This window comes from Streptomyces lothianensis (genome assembly GCF_047779955.1).
Lineage (GTDB): Bacteria > Actinomycetota > Actinomycetes > Streptomycetales > Streptomycetaceae > Streptomyces.
Genome location: NZ_JBLMKT010000026.1, coordinates 1 through 811, shown reverse-complemented (window position 1 = coordinate 811; position 811 = coordinate 1). Strand labels below are relative to the sequence as shown.

Here is an 811-nt window from a genome sequence, read left to right as displayed (position 1 = left end):
CAGCGCCGATGGTACTGCAGGGGGGACCCTGTGGGAGAGTAGGACGCCGCCGAACAATTATTTGAGGACCCGTGGTCCCAGCGTTCACGCTGGGACCACGGGTCCTTTTCTTTTTCTGCCGAAGCGCGGCCGGTGGTCGGTTGCGCGAGAATGACTTGCGGTACCTAGGACAGGAGTCACCCGATGTCGACGAACACCCCCGACGAACGCCCGGAGCGCGAGCCGCGCCGTCGGGACGGTGAGCGTGGAGGGTACGGCGGTGGCCGTGGCTTCCGCCGAGACGACAACCGTGGTGGATTCGGCCGGCGCGATGACCGCGACCGGCGCGATGACCGCGACCGAGGTGACCGCGGCGACCGTGGTGGTTTCCGTGGCCGTGACGACCGCCGCGACGACCGAGGCCCGCGCCGGGATGACCGGCGTGACGACCGTGGTGGATTCCGCCGTGACGACCGCGGGCCCCGTCGTGATGACGACCGCGGTGGCTTCCGCAGGGACGACCGGCGTGACGACCGTGGCGGGTTCCGTCGCGATGACCGCGGGCCCCGTCGTGATGACGACCGCGGTGGGTTCCGCAGGGACGACCGAGGCCCGCGCCGCGATGACGACCGTGGCGGCTTCCGGCGCGACGACCGGGGCGGGCGTCCCGGAGGCGGCGGCTACGGCCGTCGGGATGACCGCGACCGTGGCGACCGCAGTGGCTTCCGCGGCCGTGATGACCGCCGCGACGACAGGCGTGATGACCGCCGCGACGATCGTGGCGGGTTCCGCCGTGACGACCGCGGGCCCCGTCGTGATGACGACCGTGGCG

At 72.0% G+C, this 811-nt stretch carries 1 pseudogene; it reads left to right on the top strand.

Going from position 1 to position 811, the window contains the following annotated elements:
• Positions 1-259: 259 nt before the first annotated feature.
• A pseudogene (locus tag ACLF6P_RS07115) lies at positions 260-811 on the top strand (hypothetical protein); the annotation flags it as partial.